Genomic DNA, 26,920 nt, shown 5'->3' with positions numbered 1-26,920 from the left:
GCCGACCGAGCACTCGGGCATCAACTGCCTGTTTGCGTCAATCCTAAATTGCCATACTTTTGCAGGAAAGAGCGTCCGATCCGGCTGTTGGCTGGATAATGCCCGTAAGGCGTTGGCAGAGAGTTAAACTGATGCTGTAGAGCTTCGTCCCTTTCTGTATACTGCACTCTACCTTCTAGCCGCTCAAGCATTTCCAGTACCAAGTCATTAATCTCCTCTGGCGTATTATCCACCACTTTAATGCCCCATGAATATAGGAGTTTGCTGTTGAGGTTGAAAAAGAAACGAGGCGCTAGTGCTTCTTCAAAAGTGAGATAGCGATTTTCCAATTCAGACCAAGCGAGTTTGGGGATGAATAAATCCTGATTCGACGGAGGACGCCCGGAGACTGGCCAAGTGTTGGTAATAGCGCTGGGAACGCCAAATACCAAGGGAAGACAGGCGAGACCCGAAGCACTTCCCAGAAAGAAACGACAGGAAGTGCACAGAAAAACATCCATCCAATCGCTTTTTGCGTCAGTGCGAGCGTAGTCGATCGCCTGTTTCATCGGTAGTAGCGGTTTCATGGTAGGGTCGCCCATGCGGATGACCCAGCCGCCGCGAGCTACAATCGACTCGATCGCTAATGAGTAAGTATTTATATCAGCACTGCGGTGAGTAGTCATTCCTTCTCGCCGGAAGCCATCTTCTCGAACGTGGAGACACACAAACCAGGCATTTTTAGGCACACCGAGGTCTTGCAAACAGTTCCATCCCCGCTCATAATCAGAGGGCGATAGAGTGAGCAGGGGCGGTTTGCTCTGTGTTTGCCACTGTTTTTGAACTGTTGAGAAGGCGTAACCGAGATCTACCATCTGTCCGCTGGCCTGTTTTATATGGTACAGAGTGTATTCCAAGCAGCGCATAGTCTTCGCTAATGGCAGCAGCCGATCGATGACCGAGGGGTCGGTAATAATGTGGAGATATTGTCGCCAGTAGTTGAGCAAACAGGGGTTGATTACTTGTTCGGACGGCGCTAAAAGAATTGTGTGGTATTGAGGTCGCCAGCCCAGAATACCCATCTTGATATAAATATCTATATTGATTGCTAGGTGTCCGATCGCACCTAACCAGGGCCAGTTTGTGAAATATTCCGGCGTTATGAAGCGGATACCCAAATTGCCGAGGGGATGCTTTTCAAGCTGAGAGTTATATACGTCAATCGCACGTTCAGTAGAGCTAATTGATTCGTGTAATTTACCGACATCGTAAAATTCCCAGCTCATTTTCATGTGAGCTTCTGCTAGTTTGAGGTAAGCTTCTGTCCAATTTTGTTTGATGACAAGCGCTCTTTTGTAAATTTCAATTGCTGCTTCTAATTTGCCTTGCTGTATTAGTAAATTTCCGAGGTTAAAAAGTGCCTCTTCCTCTAAAGAGGGTGTGTTTTGTTTTTGATTAGCCTCATCTATTTCCGCTTGCTCTATCAGTAAGTTGACGAGGTTGATATGTGCTTCTTCTAAGTCAAAATTGAGGGCTATCGCTTTTTTATAGCTTTCAATTGCCTCTATTCGCCTGTTTTGTTGTGTTAAGAGCTTCCCCGATCTGCAGTGAAGTTCAGCACTTTCTGGAGTCTGGTTAATGGCTTTGCGGGTTGGGGCGATCGCAACTTCAAGCTGCCGCTGTTTTGTCAGGGTTTCTGCTAAATTGCCGTAGTCATCGTTAACTGATGGATTGAGCTTAATAGCCTGACTGTAAAAATTTTCGGCTTCATCCCACCGCTGCTGTTTGACCAATGATTCCGCAGCTTGACAGTAGAAGGTGGCTGCTTCGGGGCGACGACCCTGTTGGCAGAGGACTTCGCCTAAATTAATGTAAAATTTATAAAAATCAGGGGAAAGCTCAATGGCACGACGGTAGGAGGCGATCGCTTCATCCCATCGGCAGAGTTTTGCCAAAGCTTGCCCTAAATTGTAATAAGACCAAACCGAATTAGGGTTGAGTTGAATAGCGCGATCGTAGGAAGTAACTGCTTGCTCCCACCGACCAAGTTTTGCCAATGTTTCCCCTAAGTTGTGGTGAGACAAATAAAAGTTGGGGTTTTGCTCAATCGCTTGGTGGTAAGACGCGATCGCCTCTTCTAATTTCCCTTCCTGTTTAAGTTGGTTGGCTGCCTGAAAATAGCTTGATCTCATCAATTACCGGATTATTAACTTCTGTTTCTGGCAATGAGCCTTTCATCAATCCATCTAGAATACAATGACAGATGCACAGATGGGTAATTTCTGCAAATCCATAGGCCATTGTCGGGACGAAAAAGTTAATGTCTCCTAATTGACGCAGGGGATTATCTGGCATAAAAGCTGAAAGGGTGATGACATAGCAGCCCATTTTAGCTGCTTGACGAGCCCCTGCTAAGATGTTACCGGACTGTCCCGAACTGCTAATCGCAAATACGATATCTCCCGATTGGGCAAAGGTGGCGATCGGTTTGCTAAAAACTTGTTCGTAGCCGAAGTCGTTGCTGATACAAGTCAGGAGAGCACCGTCATTGAAGGCGATCGCCGGAAACCCTCCATTTCGCCAGTAGTCGATCGCCTGGTGACTTGCTACGGCTGCACTGCCGCCATTGCCAATAAAAATTACTTTTTTCTGCTGTTGGCTTTGTTGAGATACCAAAGCTGCGGCTTGACTAATTGCTTCGGAAAACGAAAGATGCTGAGATTGTGTGTCAGTCGCTTCAAAACTTTCGCTTAAATTTCCAAGTTGGCGGAAGTAATCGGTGGCAAAGGGGTGTTGTGAGGGAAAGGTTTGCATTTAATTTTTCAGCTTTGGTTGTAGTTAATGAGCCATGCCCCAGGTTAAATTTTTAGTGCGGAACTCCTGCCAAGCTGCGGTTAGTTCATCAGAGGCGATCGCCTCGACAACTTGTGGCAGCATCCGAGGAATTTTAGGCACTAACAGCACTTGAGTCAATTCCTCAAAGGTAAATAGTTGGAAGGCTTGCCCCTCTGTTAAGGTTAATTCGCTAGTCGGTACTGTCAAGGGAATACCAAAAATATAAGTGGTGCAAGGTCGATCGGGTGCTTCCCATGTCAGCAGGTATTTGGGTTCCGGCGGTACCCAGCAAAGTTCTTCTTCGATTTCTCGCTTCATAGCTTGGGCTGGGGTTTCCCCTTCATCAACAGTACCGCCGAACAGTCCCCAGTGATTGGGGGCTATAATCTCAGGTATGTTGTCTCGCAGTTGCAGTAACAGGCGAGATCCTTGGTAAAGGAATGCTTTTGCAACTAGAAGATTAACTTGAGCAGGGGTGTTTTGAAGCATAAATTTAGGTTTTTCCCAAATACTCAAACCATGCTTTTGTGGCTTCCTGAATGGAATCAGGCGTCCAGACTGGTGCTTCTTTCCACAAGCTGATGTTTGCCAACATCTGGGCTACTCCTTCGGGGAAAGGAACTTTGGGCTCCCATCCCAAGAGAGTTTTAGCCTTGGTGATGTCTCCCCAAGTGCAGTCTGGCTCTCCGGGACGTTTTGGGATGTGGACGATGGGGCCGCCTAATAGTTCCACGAGGGTGAGGACACTTTGAGGATTGCCGGAGCCAATGTTGATAATTTCACCCGTTACATCCGATGCTGCGGCGGTGACAAAGGCTTCTACGACATCGCTGACGAAGGTGAAGTCTCTGGTTTGAGTGCCATCTCCGACAAGGGTGAAGGGTTTACCTGCTAATTTTTGAGCTAAAAAGACGCCGAAGACGGCACCGTAGGCTCCTGTTGTTCTGGAACGCGGCCCATATACGTTAAACAGGCGCAGGGAGATAGCGGGGAGTTTGTACACTTTTGCCCAGTGCATGACCATTTGCTCGCCTAAATACTTAGTCAAGCCGTAGGGGTGTTCGGGAGAACAGGGATAGGTTTCAGGTGTGGGATATTGGTCTGGGATGCCGTAGCAGGTGGAGGATGCGGTGTATACGAAGCGCTGGATTTGAGCGTGGCGACAAGCGTCTAGCAGGCTAAAAGTGCCTTGAACGTTGGAGTGGTAGTATTGGCTGGGGTTTTCGATCGACGGTACTAAGTCGGCGAGCCCTGCTAGGTGAAATACCCAGTCAATTCCTTCTAGGGTTGAGGGGGTGATGGTGGCTGCGTCTTGCTCTAGAAAGTTAAAGGTTTTGTAGGTTTTGGCTTGTTCTAGGTTGGCGAGGTGACCTACAATCAGGCTATCTAGACCTGTGACGGTGTGGCCGAGGGAAAGCAGGCGATCGCACAAGTGGCTGCCGATAAAGCCAGCGGCACCAGTTACTAAGCAGTGTTTGGGTGTAGTCAACATCAATTATTTAGAGTCTTCCTTTCATTTAACTTATGGGTAAAAGCAGTAAATACTTCACGCATGGAAGTAAATTGCATCCCTGTGGTCTTCAAGAACTTAGTAGAGTCTAAGTAATTATTTTCATTCCGCTTATCGGCAAAATTAAATTCTTCTTGAGGCTTACAGATAATTTGCGCTTCTTGACCGAGGGCAAGCGCAAACTGTTTAGCTAGTTCTTCTCTGGGGAAGAATACTGGGTTAGCCATATTATACAACCCAGAAATTCCTTGTTTACAACTCAATAAAATTCCCTGAGCAATATCTTCAACAAATGTAGGGCAAAATACCTGTCCAGCAATACAAGTAATAGGTTTATTTGTTTCTATCCACTGATACCACTCTGAAAAAAGATGGCTTTCTTTTGGATCGTCACCTACTATTTTACTTAATCGTAAAATCAGGGTTTCAGGAGACCTTTGCTGCTGAATATATTTTTCCACTGCTAACTTTTGTTTACCATATTCATTGACCGGGTTAGGCTGATGTTTCTCACTGTAGTACCCAGTTGTACCATCATAAACTGCCTCGCTAGAGATAAAGATTGGCTTGATTCCAAGATTTTTAAAGTCGTCCAAAAGTTGGCAAGTATTCTTTACGTTAACTTTGTAGCTTAATTCCCGTTCACGCCAACAGCGATCAATTGGAGTAATAGCTGAAAATATTATGCCAAAAACTTGGCTATCTGTTTCCAAGTAAGCTGTATCTAATTGCCACTGGATTCTATCTTCTAAAAGATCGAATTTAACCAAATCAGGATGCTTTACCTTAGTCTGTGTACCCACAGCTTCATATCCAAGAGACTTGATATAATGCAAAGTATGCCTGCCAATAAATCCAGAAGCACCAATCACCAAGAATTTCATAAAAAAATTTGATATCAGACTTTATCGAATTTTTAAACTGTCGCTGTGGTAGGCTGTTTTATTACAACCTCTGGGTCCCAAATACTGCATCCACAACACATCTGAATTTGATTACGTTGCTTGTTGGCATGAAAAAACCGTGCCTGGGTGAAAGCTTCCCCATTCCAAATTTCTTGGATAGACTCCTTTGAGAAATCTCCCATCAATTCTTTCACATTGTAATCTATGTTGCACATAGGAACTTTTCCATCAACTTGAATGACCATTGATGAAAATGGAAATATACAGGGCTTATCGGCATACTTAGCTATCATGCTTTCTGCTTCTCCCGTTAGTTGATTTCCCCAAGTATGAGCGGGTTTGGCATATACATCGTCTTTTTCCGGGGAGATTTTGGAATTCCAGAAAGACGACCATTCCTCAAGTTCATGTTGATTAGATTCCATTAGCACCATGCGAATTCTAACTTTCAAAGAGGAATTCCTTTCGTTACGTATGCCAATCAAGTTGAGAGTATTTTGCAAGACTACATCGTAGTTTAATCTCAGACGAATGGCTTCATAAGTTTCTTTGGTAATCCCGTCAATGGAAATCATAATGTCGTCTAGCCCAGCATCAATCAGTTCATGCACCAGTTTGGGAGTTAGTAATTGTGCATTTGTTGCAAATGTCACCTTTTTCATACCTACATCTTTTAGCATCTTAACTCTCTGGGGCAATTTTTTGTCGAGCGTCGGTTCACCATCTCGATTAAGACAGACAGTATCTACCCAGTCGGCATACTCGGCGACTTCATGGACAAATTTGGCATATAAGGTATCGCTCATTATCACATCTTTGACTTTCTCCCAGTCGTTGATGGTACACATAGTACACCGGGCGTTGCAGGCGTTGACTGTTTCGATTTCAAAAAATTTCGGAAACTTAAGTGCTTCTTCTAAAGAGTTGATACTCAACCTTTTGGCTACTTTTTGATTTTCTTCGTGCTGCGGGAAGATATTTTTTTTCATCACGATTTTTCTATTGACTATTTTTGATTTGACATCCTAATTGGCAATTTTAGATGCACTAGCTAACTGTGCGTTGTTGAAAATTTCCGCAGATTCTGTCACGACAGAACGACTTAGCTTTTCATAGTAACCTCCCTTGAGAGAGGGATTCTTCGGGGCTAGGGCATTAGCAAGTCTAATATCAGAGCTCCACCGGGAAATATTACCTTTATTCTCTTCACTGCCATGTATTGTAGCAATATTGAAAACTAAGGCTTCTCCCAACACTAAAGGGATAGGCTGCATATCTACAAGGCAGGATGGCTCGATTACTTTCGGAGCATAGAGAAAGCCTAGCTGATTTTTGACCGAACCCTTTGTCACGTCTGGACTTTCTATTTGGGTTGTGGGAAACTCTGAGTCAGGACGAGTATGAGATCCTGGTAGAATAGACAGAGAACTCGCTGCTGGTACATCTACATAAGGAACTAAAACAGACAATTCAAACGGAGTGTTACCATAAAAGGTATCGCGATGATAACCAACATTGTCTTGGGCTTTGCCGGGACGAGTAATTCTTAAGTAGGGTTGGCTCTGTACATTTATATCTCGACCTAAGAGTGCTGTAAAAAAATCCAACTGGGCTGCAACAATAGTCTGACCAAGCCGATGATTACGGAAGAATTGAGTTAACTGAAATTGGAGCTCTGTGTGGTTTGTATCCTCATCTATGAATTGATGATACTGCTCTAGGGTGATTTGGGTATTTCCAGTTAACCTTTGTAGTTCCTGCTGTAGAGCAATACGAGTCTGATAGACTGGCTCTGGGTTGGGTAGTCTTACAACCATCCAACCGTTTTCATAAAAGTGACGTTCTAGTTGCTCTAGGTTATTGATTGACTGATTCATTAGACATCTCCAGAAATTAGATTTTTGTTTAGACAGAGCAAGGGTTTAAGATTCTTTTTGGGAGATGTCTATTAACGGACACCTACTCCCATTGCTAGCAGATAATGAGCCATTGGATAAAAGCCTGTATGAACAACTTCATCATTCATGGAGAAAATGAAGACGTTATGGAAATACTGCTGCATAGCTGTTTTTAAACTGTCAGCAGACTTTAAGTTAATGTGTCCCTCCTGACTCCACTCGGAGGCATAGGGGGAAGCCGTGATATTGGGAGTACCGACGATGAATACTCCATGAGGTTCCAGAACTTTGCAGATATTTTCCCAGTAAAGATGCTCTTTTTCAGGCTCAATGTGTTCTATCAAGTCTAGGGAATAAGCCGCCTCATAAATTCCACTGGGGGCTTGCTCAGTAATATCGACTACAGAAAACTTGCAATTCAATGCTTCATCTTGTGCGTGTTTGGTTCCCCAATTGATAAATAGAGGGTCAAAATCGACACCGTGAACGAAATCTACGGTTTGCAATAGAAGGCGCATCCCGTATCCATCGCTGCACCCTATTTCTAGCACGTTGGATTTGCCTGCTAATATCTTGGAGCAGAATTTATACCGTGCCAACAGGAAGGTTAAGCGTCTGGGATCTGAGCGCCAGCTATGGCTGGCGTAAGGCCCCATTTGTACTGGTCCCATCTCTTGCAAAGTATCAAACTGAATTTGATACTGAGCCTCTTTGCTGCTAGTTTGATCGATCATTAGGAGCCTCCTTATTAATTATGATTTTTCATTAATTTGACTCTCATCTATTTTATAGGAATGAACAATGAATTTCTTGCCATGCCAACTGTAGGAACCCTCATCGCTGAATTTAACGATAAATTTTTCTACAATTTCAGACCAAGCTCTGCGTTCCCCCCATACAGGCGAACCTCTATTACAATTCCAATCATCAAAAAATATGGCTGTACCTTCTTGCACAAAACCTTTAGCAAAACAAGCTTCTAATACTTCTAAAGCTGATAGATATAAGTCACAATCAATATGTAACATGGAAAATTTTGTATCCGCAGGGATTCGATCGAGAGTATCTTTGAACCAACCTTCATAAATCAAAATTCTATTTTCTGTCAGATAATCTTTGCAAATATCTAATAATTGTTGCTTGCTGCCCCCTTTGCAGGCTCCAGATCCCCACGTTCCCCCTATCACATGGGGGGATTCTTGATCTATAGGAGATACTGATTTAGGTAATCCTTGAAAACTATCAAAAAGATGCAGCTTTTTCCTTTTAGCACTGTCAATGTATGGATAAAGTTTAGCAATGTTTGATATTGCTGAGGCTATTATCTTAGAAGTTTTTCCAGCTTTAGTACCAAACTCTGCGATGTCTCCCTCAACATCAGCCCCACATACATACATAACACCTAAAGCCAGAGCTTTTTTCGTTTCATCGTTCCACAAATCCGTTATGTTTTGTATATCTACTTCTTCGGGTTGTTGAGAAGAAGCTTCTAAGTGCTGCTCTGGAAATTTATCAAGTTCTTGAAATTGTGTTGTTGGCAACTGATCTGACTCTTTTTCAATTAAGTTTTCAATCAAGGGTGTTGCTTCAACAATCTTGCTATCTAGTTTTTCTTGGCTATCTTCCGTGCTTTCTTCTTTCAATGGGGGTGCATTTGCTGTTGCACCAGATTGGTAGGAATATTCATTTTGTAAAAGGCTTACTTTTAAATATTGCCCATCGTAAGGAATAGAAAAACTACTTTCTATTGTTTTTTGTAGGACTACGTACAACCCCATATCAGCTTTGGCATCACCAATATTGCATAAAGTTTTCAGTGCATTCTCCGTGTAACTGATTAACCCTGGCAGAATATAGGGCAAGCTATCACATGATTTGTATGAACTTAAATAGACATTAATTACTTTGTAATGATTCGCAGCAGCTAGGTTGTAAAAAAAAGAAGGTTGATAATTATACAGTCCGTGATTTACATACCCTTGGATCGGCAGTACATGAATCATCAGTCCGCCCACTGCACATAAATTGTGGATATTCATAAAACAGCGGTACTGATCGAAACAATGCTCTGTTGTCCCGTGATTTGTAACTAAATCAAATTGTTCGGCAAATCCATAAGCTTGTTTAATATCTTTATTTAAGTCAAAAGTTAGAGCATTGTGGCGACCATCTGCATCAATACATTGATAAAGTTCTAATCCCATACTTTGATAGAGGGTTTTAGCTGTCATCGGTGAACCATCAGGAAGCGAATAGGCAAAAAGTTTATCTAGCAGTTGGGCAAATTGTTCTTGCTGAGAATAAATGTCTTGCGAGCCTAGTTCTATCACACTTTTAAAATTGTTGAAGTAACTATTTTGACGCAAGTGGTGATAAAGATATAAAGTTGTAACTCCTATTCCCATTGTTTTAGACCTCGTGTAAGAATGGTTTAATTTCTAATGCCTTACCCCAGACATTCTTGGCTTCTTCCGACCTACCTTGCTGGTGTAAAGCTTGACTTAGATTACAATAAGCTTCAGCAAAGTTAGGGTCAATTTCAATTGCTTTATAATAGTATTTAAATGATTACTGGTATCCTTTTATTTATTGCTCGTCTCTCTTAAAAGAGCAGTTAGATATAACAGCCCGCCCTACTTTACCAGATTCTAAATCTCCTAGAGCAGAATTTATTGCATCCAAAGAGTAGCTATCGGTAATCATCTTCTCAAGTGGCAGCTTTCCAGATTGATATAGCGTGACATATCTGGGGATATCTCGATCCGGGTTCGTTTCTCCCCCCCAAGTTCCCAATACTCTTTTACCGCGAATTAGGTCAAAGGGGTCGAGGCTAATCCTCTCCCCTGCTGGCAAGTTTCCGGCTAGCACAGCTAATCCTCCTGGGGCGCAGACGGAAGCGATAGCCATTTCCATCGTCTGTCTCCTCCCTGCGGCCTCGATCGCATAATCAACTCCTTTACCCCCTGTTAGTTCCTCCAATACCTGCTCTACGTCCTGAGTTTGGGCATTAATGGCGTGTGTTGCCCCCAACGCCTTGGCCTGTTCTAACTTGTGGTCAAAAATATCAACTGCAATAATCAAAGTAGCATTCATCAGGTTAGCAGCTAGAACGGCACTCAACCCAATACCACCTACCCCAAAGATTACCACACTGCTGCCCGGACGTACTTGCAGGGTATTTAATACAATACCAGCACCAGTAGGAATGGCACAGCCCAGCAAAGCGGCCTCTCGTAGTGGCATTGTTTCAGGGATGGGCGTTAGGCGATTTTCGGAAATGATACCATACTGTAAAAATGTACTGATCGCTCCCGAATTCACCACACCTTTGCTACCTTGGTACTGAGTTGAGGGAATATCTGCCCCTGAACCTTTGATCCAGGAAAGAACGACGCGATCGCCCTCCCTCACCTTCTTCACTCCTGATCCTACTTCCCGAACGATGCCAGCACCTTCGTGCCCCATTGTGTGAGGTAAGAAGCGATCTTGTCCCCGTTTCCCCCGCGCTTCCAGCAGTTGGCTGTGGCAAACTCCACTATAGGCAATTTCTACTATGACTTGACCGGGTTTGAGGGCTGGTAAGGTTAGTTCCTCATTTTGGAGGGGCTGATTGAGTTCGTAGAGGACGGCTGCTTGAGTTTTCATTCTGCAATAAACCAGTAGTAATCACCTGTATAGCCCACTTCTTCAAACAACTTAATCCAATCTTCAGTAGACATGAAGGTTTTGGCTGTTAAATACCATTTACTCATGGCTTCTTTTTCAGCTTCATTCCGCCAAGAATCGACAGTAATAAAGGCATGACCGCGAGTTACTCGCTGAATTTCTCTCAGAGATTCCTTGCATTCTTCTAGGGGGAGTTGGTGAACGGTATTGATGCAAATTACCAAATCAAAAGATTTATCTGGATAAGGCAACTCTTTAGCATTACCAAGCTGAAGATAGGATTTGACTTCTTCTTTAGCATTGGCTAAAGCATACTCAGAAATATCAATACCAGTGATATTGAGCTTCGGCATTAGCTCTTTGAAGTCGTACAGCATGAAACCTTTTGCACAGCCTACATCCAATAAACTGGCATCTTCAGCTAAGTTGTAATAGTCTCTAAATCGCTTGACTGTGGCTTGCCAGAAGCGGGGGTTGTAGTAGTAGCCACCGTAGCCGTAAATGCGATCCCCGTCAAAATATTCCTTGCCGTACTGCCCGGAAATGGAGCGCAGTTCTTCTGTTAACTGTTTACCCCGCTCTTCGATGGGGCGCTTGGTGCGGGGGTACTGATCCATCAGGTTGATTTCGGTCATTTTATTTATCTTTCCTTTTCTGTTATGTCAATTGGTTGATTTTTTTGTCATTTTATGATATTAACCCTACTGAAACTGGTAAATTTCTAAGAAATTAGTTTCCTGATTTCAGCATCATATCAGAACAGCTTGATTTGTCGATAGAGCGCATTTTACCACTATTATGCAACTGTGCGTTCGCGGTTCTGTCCTGGCAAATCAACTTCAGCAAATTCTAACATCTCTGGAAACTCCTGAATTCGGCGTTGCCAATAAGAGGATTCTGAGACAATGCTTAGAAACTTGTGTTGATAAAAGCTCATTTTTTCTTGGTTGCCCAGTAGCTTGTAGCCTTTCACCAAACCAGCACACATTGAGGCATCATAGGGATAACCCCAATGAATGGACTCAAACCAGCGAACTATCTTGGCTGGATTTCCCCCTGGAGCAAAATTGGGATTGTCTAGGAAGTTGGCGACAAAGTTGAAGGTAAACCAAATCTCTTTTAACTGTTCACGACTGGGTACTGAGTCGTAGGGAAAGTTAAAAATGTCTTTGCCTGTGAGAATATGCGAAGTTCCCTGACCAGCAAGTACGCCAAATTCCCCGCGTTTGGACGAGCGACCTGGGTTGAGGGTTTTGTCGTAGTTTTCGACTTCACAGCCGTCATCTCCCAACTCTTGGAAAGCCGAAAACATTTCTGTCCCTTTTAGGGGTTGGCAGATGTAGATGCTTGCCCAGTCCCAGTTGAGCTCGCGGGCAAAGTTGTAGGTATCCATCATTTGCCCAAAGGTTTCGTTGGGAAAACCGATGATGAAGTTGCCACTGAGGAAGACTTCGGGATACTTCTTAAAGAGTTTACTCTTTTTTAGTAGGGCTGGCTTGGTTGTCGGCTTCTTGACCAGTTTGAGCATTTCGTCATTGCCGGTTTCAATCCCAACTTTAAATGCCTTGAGCCCGGATTTGACCATCCAGTACATGATCTCTTCCGTGACGGCAACGGCAATGAGCCCGTTATTGCAAACCCATTCTAGTTCGGGGACTTCTTCGGCCAGCCGCTTAAAGAGTTCTAGGGAGCGATCGGCATTAAACAATAAGTCATCATCAAGCCAGTCAATTTGTTTGATGCCTTTTTCCCGCACTAAAAATTTTATCTCCTCAATTACGCTTTCTACTGAGCGCTGTCTCACCCCCTGTCCGTTAAAGTCGCGAACGGTACAGAAAGTACACTGAGCACGACAGCCACGATTGCTCAAAACTGTGGCAAAACTTTTTTCTTCGCCGTTGTAGCGGGAGAAAGCAGCTAAGGAACCATACTTGTGATAGTTTTGGATGTCTAGGAGGTCGTAATAGGGTCTAATGTCTCTGTCCCAATCTTCTACGCCAGGCCCTGGTGTCCCCAGTTCATAGACTTGACCGCCTAATTCAAAAGCTGCTCCCCAAGGGAGAGACACGGCTTTCCCTGTTAGACAGGACTCCATAAAAGCCTTGAACTGGGTTTCTCCCTCTTTGCGGAAGAGAATATTGCAAAGCTTTTTAGTCAGTAGTTCTTTATAGTCATAGCTGGCTTGAACGCCGCCTGAGAGAATAGGGAGATTTGGAAAGTTTTCTTGAATGAACCGCACTATGTCAACAAAGATGGGCATCGTGCTGCCAAACATACAGGTGATGACAACATAGGGGTTGTTTTCAGGGTGAATGTTGTTGAGGAGAATTTCTTGCCAAGTGCGTTGGTAAGAAAATTCATTCGATTGAGCAGCCCGGAGGATTTCATAGTTGAGGTCTATCACCTGGACATCTATTTGGGGATTGACTTCCCTGGCGATCGCTGCCAGGTGCATTAATCCGATGGGGGGGTAAGCATAGTAGCCTCGATTTCTGGCAGTCGCTATGTCGAAGACATCTTCGGGAACCAGTTGTGGGTTGATGAAAATAAGCTGCTTGGGATTAGAAAACGCTAGGGTATTGAGAAAAGATTGAAAAACCGGAATTAGGTGATTATCTTCTTCCTGGTGAGGAGCTATTGTGCTGACTAAGCTGGGGCTGGCGACAGTCATAAGCAATCTATCCTTTGAGACTGGGTGTTATAGAACTTTATAATTAAACTCATCTAAATCATAGCAGTATATTAAGTTTATGGCAAGTCAACAGTTGTGGAGGAGCGACTTGACCTAAGCATTAATTTCAGCATTTATGAAATTAAGCTTAAGGCAAAAGATAGGCATATTTCCTTAAAAAAGCCTGTCCTAAACGACTACCTCTGTAGCTTCCATGAGCCACCGCTTGCTTATGGAATTGTTGCTGCAAGTATTCATCTTCTTTTGTGTACTTGATTGTTCCCTCTATACTTTCTAACATTTCCAGAACTAAATCATTTATTTCTTCGGCTGTATTATCCATGACGGATACGTTTATAGAATCAAAGTATTTGCTAAATTCTTTGTAAATCATTGGAGAATCAAATATTTCTAAAAAATTTAGATAGCGATTTTCACGGTCTGACCAGTAAAGCTTAGGAATAAATATGTTTTTGGGAAAAGCTGGGGGGAGACCTATTGGTGTCCAGTTGGTGAGAGCGCAAGGAACGCCAAAAGTAGGTGGTACCCAAGCTAGACCAGAACTTGTACCTAGAAAAAAGTAACAGGTTGCACAAAGAAAAATATCCATCCAATCACTCTTAAATTCGCTGTGGGCATAGTCGAGCACTTGATCCATTTTTGGCAGCGGTGCCATGTTTGGGTCTCCCATGCGAATTACCCAGCCACCACGTGCTGTAATGGATTCAACTGCTAGCAAGTAGGTATTAATATCAGCATCGCGGGTGGCAGGATGTACTTTATTCCACTTCCCGTGAAAACCCGGCTCTCGAACGTGCAGACCAACAAACCAAGCATTTTTTGGTACGCCGAGCTTTTGCAAGCAATCCCAGCCCTGCTCGGTATCTGAAGCTGATAAAGAGAGCAATGGCGGACGGTTTTCAGCTTCCCACCGCTTGTAAACAACTGCCGCAGCCTGGGTGGAGTGCATCAGTGTCTTCCCATTAGGTAAAGTAGCAGCCCAATAGTAGTCTGTGATGTAATTTGCTAATTGGCCGGAAATCGGCATTTGCGAAGGATCGGATACGAATTCTATATACTGGCTCCAGTAGTTCAAGAAAGATCGGTTAGGCACTTTTGTGTTTGGAGTCACCAGCATCATAATTTTTTGGGCTGGCTTCCAGCCCAGCATCATTATCTTCAGATAAACATCTAAACAAGCAATGTGACCGAGGGCTAAGAGCCAACTGCGAGGGTCGAGCAACCGAATTTGCAACGTATCTAATTGATGCTCTTTAGCAAATTTATTTTGCGCTTCAATTGCTGCGTGCCATGCTTGATTTGCTTCATCGATCTTACCGCTGATAAATAACTGAGACCCCATTGCCAAATATGTATGTATCCAGTCTGGCTTGAGAGCGATCGCCTGTTGAAAGCTGGCAACTCCCTCATCATGTTTTCCATACTGCAAAAACGCTGTTCCGAGACCCAAGTATAGTTCTGCGGCATCGGGCTGAATTGCGATCGCTTTTTTGTAGCAAGCAATTGCATCATCGAACTGACCGGATTCTAAAAAGAAATATGCAACTTGCGTGTGCAAAGGTGCTGAATTGGGTTCAAGAGCAAGCCCCTTTCGAAGGCTTGCTCTTGATTCTTCCAGCTTGTCTTGCTTTAACAAGGTATTTCCGAGTTGGATGTGTGCTTGTGCCCAGTCGGGTTGAATATCTGCGGCTTTCTGAAACCTATCTGTTGCCTCTTCCAGTTTGTCCTGCTTGAAAAGGGCAGTTCCAAGATTAAAGTGTACTTCTGCCCAATCTGATTTAATAGCAACTGCCTGCCGATAACTCTTAATTGCCTCATCTATTTTCCCCTGCTGTGCCATTGCATTTCCCTGAGCGTAATGTGCTTCTGCTAAAATATTTTGCCCGGGTAGGGGGATTGCCTGCTGGTAATTCTCAATTGCCTCATCTATCTGACCGCGCTCTGCTAGTTCCTTGCCCATTTGGAGCAGAGCTTTCCCCAAGCTATCGCTAGACTTGCTAGAGTTGGGATTTAATTCAATTGCACGACGGTACGCGGCAATTGCTTCTCGGAGGCAAAATGAGGAGAGCGAGAATTTTAATAGGGATGCAAACTCTGGGGATTGACGGAATCCAGAGACAAGTTCTTGACGAGTCATGCGTTCCCCAAGATGCCGAATATAGTGATTTTTGCCCTCCATGTCTGGTGTGCGTTTCAAGTATGTAACGTAAGCTTTCTCTACAAAATCTTCATTATTGAGTCGCTCGCTTATCTGCAAAAACAATTCGTCATCTAGGTAGCAAAGCTCAGTTAGAGAGTCTTGCTTTTTATCGGAATGTAGCGATTTGTCTAATCTTTTGCATAGTTCTATGTCTTCCTGTAAAGATTCTAGGTTAAAGCCAATAGCCAATTGATAAAATGTTTGACCATACTTGTTGTAAAATCCATAATATTTTTTATTAAGCTCGATCGCGTAACTATAAAAAAGAATTGCCTGGTCGAAATGACCGAGTTTTACCCAAACGTCTCCTAAATTATGGTAAGACCAAGCAGATTTAGGATTAAGTTCTATCGCCATACGGTAAGATGTGGCTGCCTCATCCCAGCGACCTAGCAGTGCCAATACTTCCCCCATATTGTGGTGATATAAGTAAAATTGTGAGTTGTGTTCAATTGCTTTCGAGTAGAAGGCAACGGCTGCCTCTAATTTACCTTCATGCTTTAGTTTATTGGCAGTCTGAAAGTAGTTTTCTGTTACTTCTTTACCTTGGGGTACCATCTGCATAATTTGATTCATTTTGATCGTCAGGACTATTTATCTTTCGACCCATCCAAATCTTTCTAGCATACGCTTAGGAATCATGCTAGAAGATTTTTCTGCCTGTTCTGCTGTGAATACTTCCCGCCACTCGTCAATCCTTCCTTTCCGGTGATGAGTTCCCTGCTTAAATTCTGGTTTTTGGGGGAATTTAAAGCGAGATTTTTCTATTTCATAAAAATCCAAAATATCTTCAAAAAAACCTTGAGGATTACTTGCTAAATCTTCGTGCCTAGTAAATAGGATTTTCGGATAAAATGAAGGGTTTGCTTCAGCGTCTAACCAACCTTCTATCCATTTAATTGCTTGGGGCAAATAAAAATTATTTATGTGCCAAGTGATCTTATCTGTCAGCGGCATAAAAAAATAGTTTTCTGGAAACCATGAAAATGATATCAAATAATGTGATGCCTGATCTTGACCTTTATCAATCATCTCGCTATATAGGTTATCCCAGTAGTGTATTAGGGATAGAAGTCCTTGACGCGGATCGCGAATATTGACGACTAGCCTATCTACTACCATACTTATAGTAAATAAATTCCAATCGTTAGCATTAGTATGATTAGCCGCCATGATACAAGATACTGACTTCTTAAATAATTCTGACGATTGCACTTTCCAGTAATAATCTGGCCAAACACCTTCTACGCACAAATGCTCAGGTGAATATGGTGGTAAACTCAATCCATCCATTAAGGAATTCATAATATAGACAGTGCCAGATTTGGGTAAGATGCACAAACATATTGTCCCTATTTCCCCTTGATTTCGGGCTTCGGCTAATTTAATTTGGTTTGACCGATAATAGCTGCGTAGCGCTTCATCTCGTTTGCCTTGCAAGAGAAGGTTCTTCGCCAATTGGAAATGATTTTCTACAGAGTTAGGGTTGATTTTTATAATCTGTTTACAGTAGTAGATTGCTTTTTCTAGCTGGTTGTTACGTCGCATTTCTTCAGCCAGCTTAGATAATGCTTCTACAAAATTAGGATTTAATTCGATAACACGGTTGTAGGCTTCTATTGCTTCTGCTTTTTGGTTTTGGTTCGCTAATTGATTTCCTAATTCAAACCAAACTTCCCAATTTTTGGGTTGAAGCTGGAGAATTTTTTTGTAGCCTTCTAGCAATTCTGGATTAAGCTGAATAACTGGCTGGTAAACATCTATGGCTTTAGCACAATCTAAATAAGTTCGCTGCCTCAATGCCTCTGCTAAATTATAGTGATTTTCATAATCTTCTGGAGCAAGGTCTACATTTTTTTGATAGCAGGCGATCGCTTCATCCCAGCGACTCAGTTTCGCCAAGGCTTCGCCCAAATTTTGGGATGAATGAACTGAGTTGGGATTAAGTTCTAAAGCCTGTTGGTAGGCATCAACAGCTTCATCCCACCGACCCAGTTTTGCCAATACTTCCCCCAAATTTTGATGATAAGCATAAAAATCAGGGTTCTGCTCTATGGCGTTGTTATAGTAAGCGATCGCTTCCTCTAATGAGCCTTCTTGTCTGAGTTGATTAGCTTCTTCAAAGTAGTTGATCATCTTTTTTCTTAAATCCTCAAGGTTAACTATTTGCACTGAACTTAATTATCTTTTAATAACCATGCCCTGTGATGTTGGAAGTTCTAAAATGGTATATCCCCTTTCTCGGAACCATTCATCTTCGGCACTCCTTTGCATTTCGTGGTCGATAAAACCATAATCATCAAAGATAATTATACCACCAGATACAACACGATCGAATAAAGTATTTAGTACACCTATTTCTGCATTAGGAGAATTTAAATCTATATGAAGATAAGAAATCAGAGACGGAGAATTTTCTGCGAGTATATCAGGCAATACACCTTTAACAACTCGAACCTTTTCAAATTTTTCAAATCTTTGCCTCACTGTTTCGTATAGATTTGGTATTTTATACGCTCGGTCAGCATAATCCAAAAAGTATGGATTTGTCGGGAAATCTTCTGGACACGAGTATTTTTCGGAGAAACCTTCAAATGTATCATAAAGATAAAAATTTTTATTAACTTTAGTCAAGTCTATACAATTAGCTATAACCCAACTCATATCTCCTTTAAATACACCGCACTCTACAAAATCTCCGACAAGATTTACTGCATTTTTTGCGGCCCAAACTAAGGTATGTAGCCGCCAAGCAATTCCATCCGTTTGCTCTCGCTCAAAATGCTGATAATTACCTCTAATTTGATTAAATGCTTGTGAAAACATATCATCATTCCAAAAGCCCATAGCCTTGTCAAAATTAAGTAGCCCATCTCCCCAAAAAACTGTTCTGTGGTACTTTCGGACAACAACATTTATTACTTGATTTACAAAATGACCTGCAAATGCTATGGACTTGTTGCTGATAGGGCGAGGATTATCCGCTAATTTTGCCAGTTCAACGTTAAGGCTGTTAAATTGATTTTCTTGCCAGTCTGATTTAAGGGCTACTGCGTGTTGATAGCTCATAATAGCCTCGTTTGGCTTGCCCTGACGTGAAAAGGCGTTGCCAAGTTGGAAGTGAGCTTCCGCAAAGTCTGGTTTGATAGCAATAGCCTGCTCGTAACTCTGCACCGCCAGATCGTATTGATTATGCTGTGCCAGTACATTTCCTAAGTTGTAATGCGCTTCTGGTAAGTTAGGAGCAAGGGTGAGGGCTTGCTGATAAATTAAAATAGCCCGTTCGAGTTGATCGTGCTGTGTTAATGCCTTGCCTAAGCTATTGTAAGACTCATAATAATCTGGGTTAAGGACAATGACGTGGCGGTACGCTGCTATTGCCTCTTCCCAGCGATTTTCTTGAGTGTAAATATGACCTAATCGATACCATATTTCCCAATTTTCAGGTTGCAGTTCTGACAGTTTTTGGTAGGCTTCTACAAAATTTGGTTTGATTTTAATGACGTGCTGGTAAGCTGCTACCCCTTCCTCTCTGCGGTTCTGTTGAGCATATAAATTGCCTAATTGATACCAAATTTCTAGGTTATCAGGTTGGAACTCGGTCAGTTTTTGGTAAGCCTCGACAAATTCGGGATTTAATTCTCTAACTCGTTGGTAGGCTGCGATTGCTCTGAGAGGATGCTGTAGTTTAGCGTGTAAATTGCCCAATTTCCACCACATTTCCCAGTTTTCAGGTTGAATTTGTAGCAAAGACTGGTAAGCTTGCTCCCCTTCAGGATTTAGCTCAATCACGCGCTTGTAGGCTGCTATCGCTTCTTGCCGTCGATTCTGTTTGGTGTAAATATTTCCTAGCTGCAACCAAATTTCTATGTTGTCAGGTTGCAGTTCTGACAGTTTTTGGTAGGCTTCTACAAAATTTGGTTTGATTTTAATGACGTGCTGGTAAGCTGCTACCCCTTCCTCTCTGCGGTTCTGTTGAGCATATAAATTGCCTAATTGATACCAAATTTCTAGGTTATCAGGTTGGAACTCGGTCAGTTTTTGGTAAGCCTCGACAAATTCGGGATTTAATTCTCTAACTCGTTGGTAGGCTGCGATTGCTCTGAGAGGATGCTGTAGTTTAGCGTGTAAATTGCCCAATTTCCACCACATTTCCCAGTTTTCAGGTTGAATTTGTAGCAAAGACTGGTAAGCTTGCTCCCCTTCAGGATTTAGCTCAATCACGCGCTTGTAGGCTGCTATCGCTTCTTGCCGTCGATTCTGTTTGGTGTAAATATTTCCTAGCTGCAACCAAATTTCTATGTTATCAGGTTGCAGTTCTGACAGTTTTTGATAAGCCTCAACAAATTCAGGATTTAATTGTATAGCTTTCTGATAAGCTGCAATTGCCTTAGCAACACCTAACTGAGTGCGCTGTCCCAGAGCTTCTGCTAAACGATATTTCATTTCATTGTCATCTGGATGCAGTTCAAGAGCCTTTTGATAGCACGCGATCGCTTCATCCCAACGACCCAGTTTTGCAAATGCTTCGCCTTGATTGTAATACGAGCAAGCCGAGTTAGGGATGAGTTCAATCGCCCGGCTGTAAGCATTAACTGCCTCATCCCAACGACCCAGTTTTGATAACGTTTCCCCCAAATTTTGGTAAGACCAATAAAAGCTGGGGCTCTGCTCAATAGCCATTGAGTAAGAAGCGATCGCTTCCTCCAATCTTCCTTCCTGTTTCAATTTGTTTGCCGTATCAAAATAGCTTTTATTCATTAATTAACCTCACTTTATTTCGGTTTTAAGCATACTAAAAATTACTAGGCTTTGTGAACATAATCTAGCGGTTGCTGCTGAATTTCATCCCAAAACCGATCGACCCATTTGATAACATCAGCAAGTCCCTCAGTTAAAGAAATTTGCGTATTCCATCCCAATTCAGTTCTGACCTTAGTCGAATCTATCACGTAAGCTGCATCTTGTCCCAGTCGTTCAGCAACGCTCTTTGTTGCTTCTGCAAACGAGCAGTTCATTGCCTCGCAAATTCCCTGCACCACTTCCCGTACCGCATATCCCCTATCTGGAGATAGGTGATAAATTTCTCCAACCCGTCCTTTTTCCATCACTGCCAGTTCGCCTCTTGAAACATCACGAATATGAATGTAGGACTTCACTGCATGTCCCCCGCCGTGCAACTCAATAGTCTTGCCCAATTTCAAATAAATCGCCGCTCGCGGAATAATTTTGAATATTTGCTGATAAGCACCGTAAACATTGGTCGCCCTAACTGTTACCAACGGGAATTTGAAATTTTTATAATAGGTATAAAGCAGCAAGTCCGCCGCAGCTTTAGAAGCTGCATAAGGTGTAGAAGGGTTCATTGGAGACAACTCGGTTATATTTCCTTCACAAGTTCCATACACTTCAGGAGAAGAAATATGAACATAACGCTGCAAGTATTTTTGGTCTTTCAAATGATTAATTAGTTGAGCCAATGCCACTGTATTTGTTTGGAACCAGTGATCGGGATTTACCCAACTAGGAGCAACTTCGCTCTGGGCGGCAAAATTAACAATATATTCCGGAGAAAACTCATCTATGACTTGTAAAAGCCTGACCATATCCCGGTTTAAATCAAGTTGATGAAACTGAAACCGAGAACTTCTATGCCTTAGATAAGGTAAAAATAGAGACCCTTTTTCCGGAGAGCGGCTAATTCCTAGGACTTCATTGTGACCATCTTCTAAAAGCAGATCAATGAAATTGCTCCCAGAAAATGAATTACTACCAAAAACAGCAATTTTACGATTGATCGTCATCTGTCACTCCTAGAACGGACCTGTAAAAAATTTGTCTGGAACATCTAGCTGATTCGAAAGTAGTATATCTGGCTCTACATCCGAGTGAGGCAATCCCATCATCTCACAGCTAGCTTTGTACAAGTCAACAGCTCTGGGGTAATAAAACTGTGCCATCGCATGGCTGGTCGGGGTCGGTGTGTCAGGTAACGCAACTCGGCAAGGGGGACACAGAAGATGAGAGAACGCTTTCTCAGCTACTAAGGCAACAATTTCAGCGCTAAAGCCACAGAAAGTCCAACTGGTATCAGTCACTAGCAAGCGCCCTGTCTTCCGCACGGAAGCCAAGATGGCCTCTGCATCCAGTGGACGCAAACTGCGAACGTCAATCACCTCAACTTCTACTCCGGCGACACTGAGCCAAGTTGCCGCCCGCAGGGCTTCTAGCGTCATGTAGGATGTGCTGACAACTGTTAAATCTTGACCGCTGCGAGCTACTCTTGCCTCGCCCAAAGCTATAGTGTAGCTTTCGGTGGGTACATGACCAACAATATTGTGCAACCATCGGTGTTCTAAAAAAATCACTGGGTTGTTATCCCAAATGCTAGCCAGCAGCAAACCCTTGGCATCGTGAGGTGTAGTTGGCATCACCACCTTTAACCCCGGCACATGGGCAAACCAAGATTGCAAGCTTTGCGAGTGTTGAGGGCCTTGTCCCCAACCCCGCCCAATAATCAGACGGATGACCAAAGGAACAGAATGCTGTCCGCCAAACATATAGTGCCATTTAGCAGCATTGTTCACCATCTGATCCATTGCTAATAGCGCAAAATCTACTCGCTGGTGGGTTAAAACAGGGCGCATTCCCATTAATGCAGAACCAATGGCAACACCTGTCATGCCGTTTTCCGCCACTGGCATATCCAAAACCCGCTCTGAGCCAAATTTCTCCCGAAGTCCTAGGGTAGTGCCAAAGATGCCTTTAGGATCGGGTACGCCTTCACCGATGATGTAGACTGAATTATCTTCAGCCATTGCCTGCATCAGGGCTTCATTAATTGCTTGGCCAAAAGTGATTTCGCGCTGATTCATGGAACACCCTAAACATAAATATGGTCGAAGATAGTTTGCTGTTCTGGGAAAGGACTAGATTTAGCAAAGGCGACAGCTTCCGCCAGTTCTAGTGCGATCGCCCCTTCCATCTCCTCTAGTTCGGCCTCTGTCAAAAGCTGACGTTTTAACAATTGGGTCTGGGTAAGCTGAATTGGGCAACGCTCTTTCCATTGCTGAAATTCGGCCTCCGTGCGATAACCTATGTGATTGTCGTAGTTAGGGCCACAATGTTCCCGCCAGCGATAGGTTTTAAACTCCAAAAAGGTTGCACCGCCTCCTGTTCTAGCTCGATCTACGGCTTCCCTCGCCATCTGATAAACTTGCTCTACATTGTTGCCGTCTCCTTGAAAGCTCGGAATATTATGTGCTTGAGCGAGGGTGTACACTTCACGCTTTGCTGGCTGTCGCTCAGCCAGAGGCGTATAAACCGAGTAAAAATTATTCTCGCATACAAAGACAATTGGCAAGTTTTTTAGGGCAGCAAAATTAAGACTCTCGTGGAATACACCCTCCTCACAAGCACCCTCCCCAAAGAATATAACAACCACTTTGTTCAAGCCCTGCATCATAGATCCAAAAGCAGCCCCTACCCCTACAGGAATAGTACCCCCAACAATCGGAGTAGAGCCGATAAATCCTACATCTAAGTCCACTAGGTGCATCGATCCACCCTTCCCCCGACAACAGCCAGTGGCTTTCCCATACATCTCAGCCCAAAAAGCCTTCAAGTTCCCTCCCGTTGCTAAATAGTGACCGTGAGCTCGATGACCGCTAAATACAGCGTCTGTCGGAGATAGAGCCGTGCAAACTCCAACGGCTACGCTCTCCTGACCGATACACAAGTGTACTGGACAACGCATTTCCTGTTGCGGGTAAAGTTCGACGATTTTCTCTTCCACTCGGCGGATGCGGAGCATGGAAAAAAATAGTTTTTTTTGCAGTTCTGGGGGCATGGTAAAACAAATATTTAGCCGAGCAATAATAGGGAATACCCTCTGTTTGAAATCTCCTTTTTTTACTTAAGACTTAGCTCTTGCATCGTCTTAATATTGTAATAAAGGCTATCTGTCATCGGATTGGGAATCAAATTAGCATTAAACGCCTTCACCAAATCCTGTACAGCATCTTCAATTGTGTGCTGCGGCACAAACCCAAGTTCCTTCTTAATCTTCTCCGAAGAAATGTGATAAGAGCGGTGGTCGTTGGTCGGCGTGGTAATTATTTCTACTGTTTCTCCTACCACATTTCGCACCATTTGAGCAATTTGCATCACAGTATGATTTTCATATCCCGCGTTAAAAATCTTACCGTCGATAGCCTCATCAGACCACTGGAGCGACTTGATATAAAGGTCGGTCATATCCTCAATGTGAATATTTGGTCGCTTTTGTTCGCCGCCAAACACTGTAATCTTACGATTATTAACCGCGTGGTTAGTGAGAATATTAACGGTCAAATCCAGTCGCAATCTAGGCGAGTAACCGCACACCGTCGCCGGCCGCAGAATCAAGGTGACAAACCCAGGCTCCCGCTTTGCCAGCAACACGTCCTCGCACATTGCTTTATACTTTGAATAATCTGTTAAAGGTTGCAGTGGCAGTTCTTCGCTAACATTTTCGGTTTCTTTGATGCCGTACACGCTTGAAGAAGAAGCATATATAAACCGTTTGACTCCACTGTTTTTTGCAACATCTACTAAGTCTACAAAAGCATCGTAGTTAATCGACTTACCGAGGTCTGGGTCTAATTCAAAACTGGGATCGTTGGAAATGCAAGCTAGATGGATGACAGCATCGCATCCGGGGAGAATTTTTTCTAGGAGTGGGCGATCGCGAATATCTCCCTTAATCTCTTCTAACCCCGGATGGTCTTTGACTGCGGATAGAACATCTGCTCCATAAATGTACAAATCCACAACCTTAACTCGATATCCAGCTTGAAGTAGTTTAGGAACTAGAACAGCCCCCACATAACCCGCTCCACCTGTGACTAAAACTTGTTGCATTTGATTCCCCCTACATTTCTCAATTATTTTGACTTTGGTTAATAGACCTCTATAAAAACTGTTATGGGGTAGGCATCTTGCCTTCCCTACACTTTATTTTTACCCATGTCTAATATATTAATTATCCCACTAAAGGTGTTACATTTAACATTTTTGACCGCGTAAAATTCTTCCTGTTTTGGATAAAGTCACTAATTTCTGCCATTGACGAAATTACCGTTATTCGATCGTAAAACGGAGATTTAGACAAATCTTGGTGTTCCTGTATTCCATAGCCAGTTTTCACCAGAAAAGCTTTCATCCCTAACTGCAAACCAGGCTCTAAATCCCTGAGTCTATCCCCGATCGCCCAGCACCGCCTCGGGTCTAAACTGTGGTCCGCCATCGCTTGCAGAAATAACCCAGGCGACGGCTTGCGACACTCACAAACGTAACTATACTCGATAACTTCACCTTTGGGGTGATGGGGACAGTAATAAAAATCGGCGATCGCCCCTGAAGCCACTTCAGCATCCCGTCGCATTCGATCGTTAACTGCCTCCACTGCCTCCACTGGGAAATAACCCCTAGCTACTCCCGATTGATTAGTCAGCACCAATACTGAGATGTCCTGAGTCTTCAGGAATTTTAGCGCTTCGAGCACTCCCGGAATCCACTCAATTTGGTCGGGGTGGCTAAGGAAGTGGCTATCTTCAATTAGAGTGCCATCGCGATCGCACAAAATTGCTTGAGGCTTGCTAAAAGATGGCATCTCTATACCTTTAAAACTGTGGTAGCAAATTTCAACAACCGAGCTTTTTCTACTGGTTCAGCATTGCCAAGAGTATTCGCTGAAATCGCCCCAGCCAAATTCCCCAGCAGCGAACCAACTGCGATCGGTAATTCCAACTTCGCACTCAAGCTAGCCAGAGCAAAAAACGCATCGCCCGCCCCAATTGTATCCTTGACCGCCAACGTCATTGCTGGACTCAAATCTTCTTCTCCTTTAGCATTGATTCCCAACGCTCCCGCAGAACCTAGAGTGAGCCATCCTTGCTGAGCATCTAGATTTTTGAACAAGCCTTTAAGCAGATAATTGTGGTCTCCGTAACGGCTAGAAAAAGCTAAACGTAGTTCTTGTTCATCCAAGCAAAAAACATCAGCTCGACGGTACTTAGTAATTAAGTTATAGCCGTAATTTGCACTATTTGTTTGGCAGTTCAACGCCAAAAAAGGAGCTTCATTTTGAACCATATCCATGAGTTCAGAATCGAGCAATCCATGTCCGTAATCTGCAACCACCACCATGTCATAATCCCGAATCGTTTTCCGCAAACGATCTAATAAATTTTGCCGCTGATTGGGATCTGGTCCTTCTTCTTGCAGCTCATTAATAGAAAACAGCTTGGTGTAATTATCCCTCATTCCCTGCCGCTCAATGTAACGGCGTTTGGTAACGGTGGTGGCACCATTTTCATATTGTAAATCTAGCCTAATACTGCCATTTATGTTATTCAAAATTAAGCTGTGAATGTCTGGCTCATTCCCTACAACACCAGCCACAGTTACAGAGTCTACAAAACTCGCAATGTGGCGGGCAATAGCCAAAGAACCTCCTAAATGCTGCTCTTTTTTCAAAAAGCGAGTCGAAATAACTCTGCCTTTAGAAGTCAAACCCTGCACTGTACAGTGAACAAATTCATCAATAATTACGTCCCCCAACACTAAGACTTTGAGCTTTTGCATCGCATCAACGCCCTTGCGAATTGCCTCAAAAGGGTATTGCTGGCTTAATTGGATGGCATAGGTTTTGATATGGGGTGGCAACACATCCGTGTAGTTATTGAGCAGCTTTGTTGAGCTAAAAACAATCTCGCCTGTATAGCGAATTTCTCCGCCGTAAGCTTTGACTCGATCTGCTTCCCGGTCAATGTTTTTAGTAACATCTTGACTGTGGTCAGCATATTCGTGACCTTTGCAGTAAAAATTTGGCTGAACTCGATCTAGTACATCTAAAGCTGTGGCAACAGGAGCCAATAGCACGTAATCTACGCAAGCTAGAGAGGCAATAGAATAAAGTCGCAAATCATCAGAAAAAACTGGTCTTCCAGGGCCTCGGTTGACATAATGAGCTGCGGTAATTGAAACTACCAATACATCTCCCAAAGCTTTTGCTTCTTGCAAGTGGGCAATGTGACCGGGGTGAAGCAGGTCAAACACCCCATGACAGAGAACTATCTTACGGTTCTGCTCTCGGACATTAGCAAGTAACTCTTTACAAGTTTCAAAATCAAGATATTTTTCTGTGTTCTTTGTCAGCATCTTTGAACTAAATGGTGTAATTTCCTACTCTGA

21 protein-coding genes and 1 pseudogene are annotated in these 26,920 nt (G+C 43.3%); all 22 read right to left on the bottom strand.

Annotated features, from left to right (window positions below):
* Window positions 1-20 precede the first annotated feature (20 nt).
* Entirely contained in the window at window positions 21-2,171 is a 2,151-nt protein-coding gene (locus QUB30_RS10445; protein WP_333332876.1) for a TIGR04372 family glycosyltransferase, read from the bottom strand.
* Window positions 2,134-2,793: an SIS domain-containing protein gene (locus tag QUB30_RS10440; protein ID WP_333332873.1), complete on the bottom strand. Its 660-nt coding sequence runs from the start codon at window positions 2,791-2,793 to the stop codon at window positions 2,134-2,136. Before QUB30_RS10440 ends, QUB30_RS10445 begins: the two co-directional genes overlap by 38 nt.
* A 24-nt stretch (window positions 2,794-2,817) precedes the next feature.
* On the bottom strand, window positions 2,818-3,303 hold the full coding sequence (locus QUB30_RS10435) for an NUDIX domain-containing protein (RefSeq protein WP_333332870.1): 486 nt from the start codon (window positions 3,301-3,303) through the stop codon (window positions 2,818-2,820).
* A 4-nt stretch (window positions 3,304-3,307) separates the two neighbouring features.
* Window positions 3,308-4,306, bottom strand: a complete 999-nt coding sequence (locus QUB30_RS10430; protein ID WP_333332867.1) for an SDR family oxidoreductase — start codon at window positions 4,304-4,306, stop codon at window positions 3,308-3,310.
* The gene (locus QUB30_RS10425) at window positions 4,306-5,208 is read right to left on the bottom strand and encodes a sugar nucleotide-binding protein (protein WP_333332864.1); all 903 of its coding nucleotides are present in this window, start codon (window positions 5,206-5,208) and stop codon (window positions 4,306-4,308) included. Before QUB30_RS10425 ends, QUB30_RS10430 begins: the two co-directional genes overlap by 1 nt.
* Window positions 5,209-5,240: 32 nt before the next feature.
* Window positions 5,241-6,218: a radical SAM/SPASM domain-containing protein gene (locus QUB30_RS10420; RefSeq protein WP_333332861.1), complete on the bottom strand. Its 978-nt coding sequence runs from the start codon at window positions 6,216-6,218 to the stop codon at window positions 5,241-5,243.
* 36 nt (window positions 6,219-6,254) lie between these two features.
* The gene (locus QUB30_RS10415; protein WP_333332858.1) at window positions 6,255-7,106 is read right to left on the bottom strand and encodes a phytanoyl-CoA dioxygenase family protein; all 852 of its coding nucleotides are present in this window, start codon (window positions 7,104-7,106) and stop codon (window positions 6,255-6,257) included.
* 71 nt (window positions 7,107-7,177) lie between these two features.
* The gene (locus tag QUB30_RS10410; protein WP_333332856.1) at window positions 7,178-7,861 is read right to left on the bottom strand and encodes a class I SAM-dependent methyltransferase; all 684 of its coding nucleotides are present in this window, start codon (window positions 7,859-7,861) and stop codon (window positions 7,178-7,180) included.
* Between the two features lie 18 nt (window positions 7,862-7,879).
* The gene (locus tag QUB30_RS10405) at window positions 7,880-9,532 is read right to left on the bottom strand and encodes a TylF/MycF/NovP-related O-methyltransferase (RefSeq protein WP_333332853.1); all 1,653 of its coding nucleotides are present in this window, start codon (window positions 9,530-9,532) and stop codon (window positions 7,880-7,882) included.
* A 4-nt stretch (window positions 9,533-9,536) separates the two neighbouring features.
* Window positions 9,537-9,677, bottom strand: a pseudogene (locus QUB30_RS33795) (tetratricopeptide repeat protein); the annotation flags it as partial.
* A 36-nt stretch (window positions 9,678-9,713) separates the two neighbouring features.
* Window positions 9,714-10,772: a zinc-binding dehydrogenase gene (locus tag QUB30_RS10400; protein ID WP_333332850.1), complete on the bottom strand. Its 1,059-nt coding sequence runs from the start codon at window positions 10,770-10,772 to the stop codon at window positions 9,714-9,716.
* Window positions 10,769-11,428 carry a class I SAM-dependent methyltransferase gene (locus tag QUB30_RS10395; RefSeq protein WP_333332847.1) on the bottom strand — a complete coding sequence of 220 codons (660 nt, stop codon included), beginning with the start codon at window positions 11,426-11,428 and terminating at the stop codon, window positions 10,769-10,771. Before QUB30_RS10395 ends, QUB30_RS10400 begins: the two co-directional genes overlap by 4 nt.
* A gap of 161 nt (window positions 11,429-11,589) precedes the next feature.
* Window positions 11,590-13,464 (bottom strand): B12-binding domain-containing radical SAM protein, encoded by a 1,875-nt coding sequence (locus tag QUB30_RS10390; RefSeq protein ID WP_333332844.1) that lies wholly within the window; start codon window positions 13,462-13,464, stop codon window positions 11,590-11,592.
* A gap of 148 nt (window positions 13,465-13,612) precedes the next feature.
* A complete protein-coding gene (locus tag QUB30_RS10385; protein ID WP_333332841.1) occupies window positions 13,613-16,261 on the bottom strand; it encodes a TIGR04372 family glycosyltransferase in 2,649 nt (882 codons plus the stop codon).
* An 18-nt stretch (window positions 16,262-16,279) separates the two neighbouring features.
* The gene (locus QUB30_RS10380) at window positions 16,280-17,821 is read right to left on the bottom strand and encodes a tetratricopeptide repeat protein (RefSeq protein ID WP_333332838.1); all 1,542 of its coding nucleotides are present in this window, start codon (window positions 17,819-17,821) and stop codon (window positions 16,280-16,282) included.
* 45 nt (window positions 17,822-17,866) lie between these two features.
* Window positions 17,867-20,446 carry a tetratricopeptide repeat protein gene (locus tag QUB30_RS10375; RefSeq protein WP_333332834.1) on the bottom strand — a complete coding sequence of 860 codons (2,580 nt, stop codon included), beginning with the start codon at window positions 20,444-20,446 and terminating at the stop codon, window positions 17,867-17,869.
* A 44-nt stretch (window positions 20,447-20,490) separates the two neighbouring features.
* A complete protein-coding gene (locus QUB30_RS10370; RefSeq protein ID WP_333332831.1) occupies window positions 20,491-21,489 on the bottom strand; it encodes a GDP-mannose 4,6-dehydratase in 999 nt (332 codons plus the stop codon).
* A gap of 9 nt (window positions 21,490-21,498) precedes the next feature.
* Window positions 21,499-22,560: an alpha-ketoacid dehydrogenase subunit beta gene (locus QUB30_RS10365; protein ID WP_333332828.1), complete on the bottom strand. Its 1,062-nt coding sequence runs from the start codon at window positions 22,558-22,560 to the stop codon at window positions 21,499-21,501.
* 8 nt (window positions 22,561-22,568) lie between these two features.
* A complete protein-coding gene (locus QUB30_RS10360; RefSeq protein WP_333332825.1) occupies window positions 22,569-23,534 on the bottom strand; it encodes a thiamine pyrophosphate-dependent dehydrogenase E1 component subunit alpha in 966 nt (321 codons plus the stop codon).
* A 62-nt stretch (window positions 23,535-23,596) separates the two neighbouring features.
* Window positions 23,597-24,586 (bottom strand): SDR family oxidoreductase, encoded by a 990-nt coding sequence (locus tag QUB30_RS10355; RefSeq protein WP_333332822.1) that lies wholly within the window; start codon window positions 24,584-24,586, stop codon window positions 23,597-23,599.
* A 121-nt stretch (window positions 24,587-24,707) separates the two neighbouring features.
* Window positions 24,708-25,337 (bottom strand): HAD family hydrolase, encoded by a 630-nt coding sequence (locus QUB30_RS10350; protein ID WP_333332819.1) that lies wholly within the window; start codon window positions 25,335-25,337, stop codon window positions 24,708-24,710.
* A gap of 2 nt (window positions 25,338-25,339) precedes the next feature.
* Entirely contained in the window at window positions 25,340-26,887 is a 1,548-nt protein-coding gene (locus tag QUB30_RS10345) for a PfkB family carbohydrate kinase (protein ID WP_333332816.1), read from the bottom strand.
* Window positions 26,888-26,920 lie beyond the last annotated feature (33 nt).

The organism is Microcoleus sp. BROC3, from assembly GCF_036702515.1.
In the GTDB taxonomy this organism is placed as follows: Bacteria; Cyanobacteriota; Cyanobacteriia; order Cyanobacteriales; family Microcoleaceae; genus Microcoleus.
Note: the sequence above shows the minus strand (reverse complement) of the source record. Positions and strands in the feature narration are given on the sequence as shown.

Coding starts and splice junctions, on each gene's coding strand:
- QUB30_RS10445 (WP_333332876.1), bottom strand. CDS start 2,171: ATGAGATCAAGCTATTTTCAGGCAGCCAACCAACTTAAACAGGAAGGG.
- QUB30_RS10440 (WP_333332873.1), bottom strand. CDS start 2,793: ATGCAAACCTTTCCCTCACAACACCCCTTTGCCACCGATTACTTCCGC.
- QUB30_RS10435 (WP_333332870.1), bottom strand. CDS start 3,303: ATGCTTCAAAACACCCCTGCTCAAGTTAATCTTCTAGTTGCAAAAGCA.
- QUB30_RS10430 (WP_333332867.1), bottom strand. CDS start 4,306: ATGTTGACTACACCCAAACACTGCTTAGTAACTGGTGCCGCTGGCTTT.
- QUB30_RS10425 (WP_333332864.1), bottom strand. CDS start 5,208: ATGAAATTCTTGGTGATTGGTGCTTCTGGATTTATTGGCAGGCATACT.
- QUB30_RS10420 (WP_333332861.1), bottom strand. CDS start 6,218: ATGAAAAAAAATATCTTCCCGCAGCACGAAGAAAATCAAAAAGTAGCC.
- QUB30_RS10415 (WP_333332858.1), bottom strand. CDS start 7,106: ATGAATCAGTCAATCAATAACCTAGAGCAACTAGAACGTCACTTTTAT.
- QUB30_RS10410 (WP_333332856.1), bottom strand. CDS start 7,861: ATGATCGATCAAACTAGCAGCAAAGAGGCTCAGTATCAAATTCAGTTT.
- QUB30_RS10405 (WP_333332853.1), bottom strand. CDS start 9,532: ATGGGAATAGGAGTTACAACTTTATATCTTTATCACCACTTGCGTCAA.
- QUB30_RS10400 (WP_333332850.1), bottom strand. CDS start 10,772: ATGAAAACTCAAGCAGCCGTCCTCTACGAACTCAATCAGCCCCTCCAA.
- QUB30_RS10395 (WP_333332847.1), bottom strand. CDS start 11,428: ATGACCGAAATCAACCTGATGGATCAGTACCCCCGCACCAAGCGCCCC.
- QUB30_RS10390 (WP_333332844.1), bottom strand. CDS start 13,464: ATGACTGTCGCCAGCCCCAGCTTAGTCAGCACAATAGCTCCTCACCAG.
- QUB30_RS10385 (WP_333332841.1), bottom strand. CDS start 16,261: ATGAATCAAATTATGCAGATGGTACCCCAAGGTAAAGAAGTAACAGAA.
- QUB30_RS10380 (WP_333332838.1), bottom strand. CDS start 17,821: ATGATCAACTACTTTGAAGAAGCTAATCAACTCAGACAAGAAGGCTCA.
- QUB30_RS10375 (WP_333332834.1), bottom strand. CDS start 20,446: ATGAATAAAAGCTATTTTGATACGGCAAACAAATTGAAACAGGAAGGA.
- QUB30_RS10370 (WP_333332831.1), bottom strand. CDS start 21,489: ATGACGATCAATCGTAAAATTGCTGTTTTTGGTAGTAATTCATTTTCT.
- QUB30_RS10365 (WP_333332828.1), bottom strand. CDS start 22,560: ATGAATCAGCGCGAAATCACTTTTGGCCAAGCAATTAATGAAGCCCTG.
- QUB30_RS10360 (WP_333332825.1), bottom strand. CDS start 23,534: ATGCCCCCAGAACTGCAAAAAAAACTATTTTTTTCCATGCTCCGCATC.
- QUB30_RS10355 (WP_333332822.1), bottom strand. CDS start 24,586: ATGCAACAAGTTTTAGTCACAGGTGGAGCGGGTTATGTGGGGGCTGTT.
- QUB30_RS10350 (WP_333332819.1), bottom strand. CDS start 25,337: ATGCCATCTTTTAGCAAGCCTCAAGCAATTTTGTGCGATCGCGATGGC.
- QUB30_RS10345 (WP_333332816.1), bottom strand. CDS start 26,887: ATGCTGACAAAGAACACAGAAAAATATCTTGATTTTGAAACTTGTAAA.